General features: G+C 55.9%; 8 protein-coding genes, 1 tRNA gene and 1 rRNA gene. 1 reads left to right on the top strand and 9 read right to left on the bottom strand.

Annotated elements, in window-relative coordinates; translation table 11 throughout:
- The 6 genes from R6T97_RS07520 to motA all read right to left on the bottom strand — a co-directional run.
- Positions 1 to 175 (bottom strand): restriction endonuclease (locus R6T97_RS07520; protein ID WP_410348672.1); only part of this gene is annotated, 175 nt, incomplete at its 3' end.
- Positions 176 to 266: 91 nt separating this feature from the next.
- Positions 267 to 1,244 (bottom strand): flagellar motor protein MotB, encoded by a 978-nt coding sequence (locus R6T97_RS07515; protein ID WP_410348671.1) that lies wholly within the window; start codon positions 1,242 to 1,244, stop codon positions 267 to 269.
- A gap of 75 nt (positions 1,245 to 1,319) precedes the next feature.
- On the bottom strand, positions 1,320 to 1,790 hold the full coding sequence (locus tag R6T97_RS07510) for a MucR family transcriptional regulator (protein ID WP_410348670.1): 471 nt from the start codon (positions 1,788 to 1,790) through the stop codon (positions 1,320 to 1,322).
- A 254-nt stretch (positions 1,791 to 2,044) separates the two neighbouring features.
- Positions 2,045 to 2,461, bottom strand: a complete 417-nt coding sequence (locus R6T97_RS07505; RefSeq protein ID WP_410348669.1) for a flagellar export protein FliJ — start codon at positions 2,459 to 2,461, stop codon at positions 2,045 to 2,047.
- On the bottom strand, positions 2,454 to 2,723 hold the full coding sequence (locus tag R6T97_RS07500; protein WP_410348668.1) for a hypothetical protein: 270 nt from the start codon (positions 2,721 to 2,723) through the stop codon (positions 2,454 to 2,456). Before R6T97_RS07500 ends, R6T97_RS07505 begins: the two co-directional genes overlap by 8 nt.
- Positions 2,720 to 3,586, bottom strand: coding sequence for a flagellar motor stator protein MotA (gene motA, locus R6T97_RS07495; RefSeq protein ID WP_410348667.1), 867 nt, complete (start codon positions 3,584 to 3,586; stop codon positions 2,720 to 2,722). Before motA ends, R6T97_RS07500 begins: the two co-directional genes overlap by 4 nt.
- A 132-nt stretch (positions 3,587 to 3,718) precedes the next feature.
- Here motA and R6T97_RS07490 point away from each other — a divergent pair, with 132 nt between their 5' ends.
- Positions 3,719 to 4,780 carry a hypothetical protein gene (locus R6T97_RS07490; protein ID WP_410348666.1) on the top strand — a complete coding sequence of 354 codons (1,062 nt, stop codon included), beginning with the start codon at positions 3,719 to 3,721 and terminating at the stop codon, positions 4,778 to 4,780.
- Between the two features lie 562 nt (positions 4,781 to 5,342).
- On the opposite strand, the gene R6T97_RS07485 is transcribed toward R6T97_RS07490, so the two are convergent.
- The 3 genes from R6T97_RS07485 to rrf all read right to left on the bottom strand — a co-directional run bounded on the left by R6T97_RS07485 (position 5,343) and on the right by rrf (position 7,125).
- Positions 5,343 to 6,632 carry an EAL domain-containing protein gene (locus R6T97_RS07485; protein WP_410348665.1) on the bottom strand — a complete coding sequence of 430 codons (1,290 nt, stop codon included), beginning with the start codon at positions 6,630 to 6,632 and terminating at the stop codon, positions 5,343 to 5,345.
- Positions 6,633 to 6,868: 236 nt separating this feature from the next.
- Positions 6,869 to 6,945: transfer RNA gene (locus R6T97_RS07480), tRNA-Met, on the bottom strand.
- 65 nt (positions 6,946 to 7,010) lie between these two features.
- Positions 7,011 to 7,125, bottom strand: a 5S ribosomal RNA gene (rrf, locus tag R6T97_RS07475).
- Between the last annotated feature and the right edge of the window lie 37 nt (positions 7,126 to 7,162).

Raw genomic sequence — 7,162 nt, 5'->3', positions numbered from 1 at the left:
GAAACACGCCCTTCTTCGCGAACTTCCCCATCAGAGCACCAGCGAATTTTTGTATTTCCGGACGACCAACCGCACCTTCCCACTTCTTTGCCTGGATGTAGATCACGTCGAGTCCGAGCCGGTCTTCTCTGATCGTACCATCGATTCCTTCATCTCCACTTTTTCCGAGCGCCATCCCAGCGTCGTTTGCCGGTTTTGCACGTGATGCCTCGCAGGAATCAATGCGCAGAGCCGGCAATTCCTCGGGCGGCTGTTGACGCGGCGCCCTAACGCTGGGGAATGTTTCCGGCGAATCCCTCAATCTCCGCAGGCATTTCGCGTAGCCCTGCAACCTCGGGGTAGTGCAAGAGGATAGTGAGACGCCGGTTCTCTGCGGCTGTCGGCACCTCCGTGTTTCGAGGAACGGTATCCGCAACCCCCGAGACGCGCGCGATTCGTTCGGGTGCGACGCCCGTGGACACAAGAGCGCGTCTTGCTGCGTTTGCACGGTCAGCCGACAGTTCCCAGTTCCCGTAATTCGCACGTGTCGCGAACGGGACTGCGTCAGTATGTCCCGTTATGACAAGCGGATAGGGTAAATCTGCCACAGACATTCCGATAATGTTCAGCAGATCCTGTATGGCGCCATCGATGCGCGCGCTTCCCAAGGCAAACATCGGACGCTCTTCCTGATCCAGGATCTGCACCAGCAAACCATCCGGCGTCGTGTCGACGCGAAGATTGAAATCCAATTCGACCAGGGCGGCGTTGACCGCGACGGCCGACTCGATCTCTTTCGCGACACCATCAAGCTTTTCCGCGCGAAGCGCTGACTGTTCCTGATCCGCAGTGGCCGCTTCGTTGAACTGACCATCCTCTTCACCCTCCGACCCAAGCAGCTCAGCTTGGCGAATGTCGTCCCCTCTGTCGTCGGGAGGTGAAATTGGTTCGTCTTGCCCGAAGCTGGGTGGCTCAAGTTGAAAACTGTCACCATCAATACCACTGTAGACCCCGTCGGGACCAAAGACCTGGCCATCAAGGACCCCTTTTCCTCCGAGGACATCACTCATATCCGCCGGTGTGAAGTATTCGGCCAGACCTTCGAGCTTTTCTTCATCCGAGGTCGAAATGATCCACATCAGCAGAAAGAAGGCCATCATCGCCGTCATGAAGTCGGCGTAGGCCACTTTCCAACCACCGCCGTGATGACCGTGATCATCATGTTCGTCGCTTTTCTTGATAACAATGATTTGCTGGTCTGACATTCAGCTACGCCTTTTGTATCGCAACAGCGCCCGACAGGGCACTGGCGTGTGGCCACAAACGATGCGGGTGCTGATTCAGTAAGTCTTTTGGTCTTCTTCGATGCCGGCCCGGCTCGACTGCGGGTCGAGCCGATCGTATTTTCCAAACCCGACCTTTTTGGCATAGCTGGCCTTGCGGGCGGAATAGCTTGGCGCGACCAGTGGCATGTCTTCCGGCAGTCCGAACTTGGCGCGGTAGGCTGCTTCGGTCAGGTTGTGCTCTGCCCCCAAATGCCGCTTGAGCATCTTGAAGCCCTTGCCGCAGCAAAGGCAGAACACCTTGTCATGCGTGACGGCTTTGTCAATGGGGAGTGCAGGTTCGGCGAAACCGGAGGACTGAACCTCTGGCTGTGTCGGAGATTCGACAGTTGTCTTGGCGTCGCCGAATTCCTGGCGAAGCTTGGCGACGAGTGACACGATATCGTCTGCCGAAACGTCGACACGTGCTGCGTATGCAGCGGCAACCGCTGCGAGAATATCCGTGTTGTTGTCATTGGATGTAGTCATCGGATTCGCCTTACTTCTGAAATGCCCACCGACAACGAACCATCAATGCTCATGCTTAATGCGGCACCGGTTCATCATCAGAACATCGAATTCTTCGACGATTGCCACAAAAAATTGCATAGCCCACACGGGAAGTCAACTGTTCATCATCAGAAAAGGATAATTCTTGCAACTTCGGGAATATGTCAAGTATACTTGACGTGTCAAACATGCAAACGGCTGAACAGTTCCATTCAAACGAGGTCTCTCAACCTTCAGACTGGCCTCCAACGCAGCAAAGCAAGTTCGTCGGCTTCCGCAGAGGCAAGCCGGTCACTGTCCTGTCTGGCCTGTGTCGTCGCCCGCTCCAGCGCCAGCGAGAGCGTTTTGACCTCGCAAAAGCATTCCGCCATCGCCGCCTCAAGGACATCGGCCCGCGGCAGCGCCTTGCTCAGGGCAAGGTCTATTTGCGCAATCTCACCGCGAACGGACCGAATGTAGGACCCAACGTATGGGGCGGCCTCCAGCGTTATGATCCGGGCCTCTGTCCGCAGACGATTCAGAAGATTGGATCGGTTATCCCGTAAACGCTGAATGTGGGCGCGAAGCGCGGCAAGTTCGCGTACTTCCGACTCCATATCGTTACGGCGCAACTTCTCAAGAACCGCGAGGGTCCGGATGCGGTCAGTCATCGTCGTCCATCTCGACCACAGGCGATTCGGGCTTGGGCGCGCGTGCCACCAGTGCCGCCCGCATCTGCATCAGGATTTCGACGGGAAAGGCACCATGGCTTTCGGCGGCAGTGATGGGAAACGAGACCATGGGCGGCCCGAGAGGTTGTGCAGCCACGTCATCCACAGGCTCTGCCACGTCGGCGGCATCGAGGGCGGTCGTTGCACCCAGATTCATCGCAACCGCAATCGCTAAGAATGATGAAAAAGCGCGGTCCGTCATACCGCGGCCAACTCTTTCTGAGCGGCCTCAACACGGTAAAAATCGGGCTGCTTGCTGCTTGGAATGTTGCCACGCCCGATTTCGACACAGATGTTTGGCGGGTGATTGGCAACGACAGCAACAAAGATATCACGGATGATCAGGTAGAAAGCACCATCCTCATCCTCGACCTGCCTCAATCGACCGGCGATGGGCTGCACCACACAGTAGGCAAGAAAAACGCCCAGAAAGGTCCCGACCAAAGCGCCGCCAATCATCATACCCAAGATCTCGGGCGGTTTGTCGATGGACGACATGGTCTTGATCACCCCCAGAACCGCTGCCACGATCCCGATCGCGGGCAAGCCATCCGCCATCGTGTCAATTGCCGCGGCTGACGCGAGTGTTTCCTTGTGATGCTTCTTGATCTTACGGTTGATGACGTCTTCCGTCTGGTACTTGTCGTCAAACTGCATCGACAGCATCCGAAAGCTGTCAGTGATCAGTTCGGTCGCGAAGTGATCATTCAAAATCGCAGGATATCTTTGGAATATGCTGCTTTCACTGGGCTTTTCCACATGCTCATCCATCGCGATGATGCCCTTGGTCTTGTAAAGACGCGCCAGCTCATACATCAGGCTCAGCAATTCTTCGTAGTGCACAGCCTTGAATTTGGGCCCCTTCATGACCTTCACCAGCCCCCGCAGTGAAGCGCGAAGCACAGTCGAAGAATTGGCGACGACGAACGCGCCAAGCGACGCTCCACCGATCATCATCCCCTCGAATGGAAGAGCGTACAGGACGATGTCCATCTTGCCGCCCGACAGCATGAAGCCGCCGAACACCAGCCCAAAGACCATAGCAAGCCCTACAAGTATCATCATCGCATATCAGCCTAGGTTATGCGGGCTCCGCCCGCCCTCTTCGGATCGCTTTCTATGTTTGCTGTTATTGACATCTAATCAAGTATAAAAGATGGTGTTCATGTATTTTTCTTCAAAAAGCAGGATGAAGCCATGGATAGCGCAGAGGCCCTGATCTACTTTTTTGAAGACGAGGCTGTCATCGGCGTCCTGCCAGACTGGCCCGCAGAAATGCAGATTGCCGTCTGCCTCAGACCGGACGGCACATGCCATCTTGCCATTCATCACCAAAGCGAGGTCACACGCACACTGGGCCGCTTTGCCGGGCTCTACGGATCCGGGCAACAAGAGCTCTACGTCGCACCACAAGTAGACGGTTATCGCACCCGCAAAGTCAAGTTTTCAGAGGCGCAGCAACTTCTGACCATAGTCGCTGAACGTCCCGATCTCTCTGAAATCGCAACCGATTACGCAATCAACTTTCGCTTCGCCTTCGATGAAGGTCTGGCCTCCGATCCGGTGACCGGCATGATGAAGGCAAGCCGGTCAAGCGCGTCACTCTCAAAACGCGTAGGCGCGTGTGTGGCTTCGGAAAAATCCGAAACGGTGGCTTCCGCCAACCGGACAGAATTATATTTGGGCGATCAGTCCCTTGCGGCCCCGTCCACAGCGACAGACGGCCCTGAAAGTCTTTGGCTGAACGCCCGGCTGCACCCTGACGACGGCACACTCCAACTGATCATCGACCCGCAAGAGCCGGCCGACCCGTATTCTGACTTTGAAACCCGTCCTGATTCCGATCAACTTGTCATTCCCCACGCGCAGCTTGGGAGCTGGTCGCTTGGTGAGACAGCAACCTTCGCCCTGCCCGCCCAATTGCTGTCCGAAAAGCCCGCTTTTCGGATCTTGCAGCACCCACATCACTGCCAAGTCCGGGTGACGGCCCAAGCTGTAGTCGTGTCACTTGGGGTTTGCGTTCAATCCGAAGACAAAGGTCTAGGCACCGTGACACCATCGATCCGCACCCGGAAACGACGTGTCGGACCTTTGCGTGCGGCACTTGCGGTGCTGGTAGGGGCAATGCTGGTATCTGGCCACTTTGCAACCGCTCTGGACAACGGGTCGCAACACACCGAACCTGCCGAGCCCATTGACAGCGGCACGACTGCAGCGCTCAAGGTCATAGCGACAATGGCAAGGGCAGAGGTAAAATAGCCAAGATGCCGCCGCCGCCACGCTAGCGCGCATATCGCCAGAAAGTCCGCTATTGATCCGACCGGTCCTGACACATTCAGGGTTCGGGACCACCGAGCGCCATTATATCCACGCCCAGACGATTGACGCCGGTCGGGATTATCAGTCGCTGATCAAACGGCTGAAAAAAGGACGATCATGACCAGAGTCGCCATCGACGCGCGGTTCTCATCCCAGATGCAGGGTGAAGCCTCGATCGGGGATCAGTTACGCATCTGCCGCAAACGCGCCACCCGCGATGGCTGAACGGTTGCCGAGGTGTTTTCCGACATGGCCGTGTCCGGTGCCAGCATGCAGCCTCCGGGCGTGCAGCGGCTGATGGACGAGACCAGCAAGGGTAGCTTATCACCGTAGCCGAAGCTCTGGACCGTCTCAGTCCCGACCAGGCCGATGTCGCCACCCTCATCAAACGGCTGAGTTTCCATGCGGTCAGAGAAGTCCACATGCCGTCGCGCCTCAATCACCAGCAAAGCCTCGCCGGATAGATCTACCCCATCGCGCCTACTCCTGACAGATACAGTCATCAAGAAGGTTCGTCTGTCTCGATCTCGATGCGCTGCTGAAAGGCGCGCAATTCCATGGGCTTGCCATACAGATAGCCTTGAAACTTTTCGCAGCCGGCAGAAGCCATTAAGTCATGCTGTTCCATCGTTTCCACACCCTCGGCCAAGACCTCGTGGCCGAGGTCGCGGCCTATCTGAATGATATTCTTGACGAGCGAGGCGCTGCGCGACGTGAAAGCAGCATCCTGCACGAAGCCGCGGTCTATTTTGATCTGTTGAATTGGTAACCGGCGCAGATAGGTTAAAGACGAATACCCCGTCCCGAAATCATCCAGCGAGATTCCTATTCCGATTTCGCGCAGCCTATTCAGCTTGGCGATGACTACCTCCATATCATTCACCAAAACGCTTTCGGTCAACTCGAGGATCAGAAACTGCGGGTCAGCGCCGGTCTTTTCCAAGATGTCGTGCACAGTAACTTCGAAATCATCATCGTTAAGTTGGCTGGCGCTGACATTTATCGACAGAGTCAAATTCCGGAAATCGGGCTTCTTGCGCCATTCGGCCAAGGTGCCGCAGCCCTTTTCAAGCACCCAGGCCCCGATAGTGTCCATGAGGCCAAGCTCTTCCGCCTTCGGAATGAATTCGGTCGGAGAGACGGCTCCCCATTGCTGACTGTTCCAGCGCAACAGCGCTTCCGCGCCGATCGTCGAGCGGCCCAAATTGACCTGCGGTTGGAAGACGAGTTGAAACTCGTCATTCCACAAGGCGGCAACAAGGTCGCGGCTAAACTTGTCATTGCGGACAAACTCGGCGTGCATGGCATGGATGCAGGCGGCAAGCATGACGGTAGCCAGAGCCGCATTGGCCCAGGTGCCGGCGCTCCGCAACGTATCGGGCATCGGAACGATGAAAGGTGTCGCCAACCGAGCACTTGCAAGCACGACAAAAGCCAGCAGGCACAGTACGATCAAGACCAATTGTGCGTGTGACTTTTCCCTCTGGTGGTTGAGATAACCAAGGGCAGCCACGACCAGAAGGTAGAGATGACTGACGCGTGGCGCATCCTCGGTTGGGACATCGAGAAGCACTCCCATGGCAATGGCTATCACCGCCAGGGTGGCCTGGGCTGCCAGTAGTCCAAAAGTGAAATGGCCGCGTCGGATCAACAGATAGATTGCGATCCCGCTGGCGATAATGACGAAGTCCAACGCCACAACCCACCACCAGCCGATCGCCGCAAAAACCAATGCCCAAACCAGACCTCCACCAACAAACGCCAGCGACCCGTAGCGGTAGGCAAGGATCATTCGCGTGGAATATGGGGTGTAAATTGGTCTTTGAAGTAAGGTTTTTGAGTTTACAGTCACACTTGAAAACGTGGAGTAAAATAATGGCGTCTGTCAAACTTTATTGCGTTTGCATGTCAGTTCGTGCAACATTTGGTGGGGTGGGGTGGTCAGCTAAGCGATTGAAGCTGCCATTCAGCGAAGCCTCTTAAGGTGAGGCACGCGAAGTTCAAAAGGAAGTTGCAGAGGTTAGAAGTTGGTTGCGGGAGTAGGATTTGAACCTACGACCTTCAGGTTATGAGCCTGACGAGCTACCGGGCTGCTCCATCCCGCGCCAATGGCGCACCTCTGAGTGTATGAGGTGCATCGTTAGAGAGATACTCTGAAGTTGCTTATTAGGTTTGGCAGTGACTTACTCTCCCACGTCTTAAGACGCAGTACCATCAGCGCTGTGGCACTTAACTGCCGAGTTCGGGATGGGATCGGGTGTTTTGCTCACGCTATGACCACCAAACCAAATAAACAACTTCAGGTTCCAAGTCGCGTACGAC

Source organism: Yoonia sp. (assembly GCF_046498525.1).
In the GTDB taxonomy this organism is placed as follows: domain Bacteria; phylum Pseudomonadota; class Alphaproteobacteria; order Rhodobacterales; family Rhodobacteraceae; genus Yoonia.
Note: the sequence above shows the minus strand (reverse complement) of the source record. Positions and strands in the feature narration are given on the sequence as shown.

What these genes read in the sequence shown, in the direction of transcription:
- R6T97_RS07505 (WP_410348669.1), bottom strand. Translation starts at nt 2,461, where the DNA reads ATGACTGACCGCATCCGGACCCTCGCGGTTCTTGAGAAGTTGCGCCGT.
- R6T97_RS07500 (WP_410348668.1), bottom strand. Translation starts at nt 2,723, where the DNA reads ATGACGGACCGCGCTTTTTCATCATTCTTAGCGATTGCGGTTGCGATG.
- R6T97_RS07515 (WP_410348671.1), bottom strand. Translation starts at nt 1,244, where the DNA reads ATGTCAGACCAGCAAATCATTGTTATCAAGAAAAGCGACGAACATGAT.
- R6T97_RS07490 (WP_410348666.1), top strand. Translation starts at nt 3,719, where the DNA reads ATGGATAGCGCAGAGGCCCTGATCTACTTTTTTGAAGACGAGGCTGTC.
- R6T97_RS07485 (WP_410348665.1), bottom strand. Translation starts at nt 6,632, where the DNA reads ATGATCCTTGCCTACCGCTACGGGTCGCTGGCGTTTGTTGGTGGAGGT.
- R6T97_RS07510 (WP_410348670.1), bottom strand. Translation starts at nt 1,790, where the DNA reads ATGACTACATCCAATGACAACAACACGGATATTCTCGCAGCGGTTGCC.
- motA (WP_410348667.1), bottom strand. Translation starts at nt 3,586, where the DNA reads ATGATGATACTTGTAGGGCTTGCTATGGTCTTTGGGCTGGTGTTCGGC.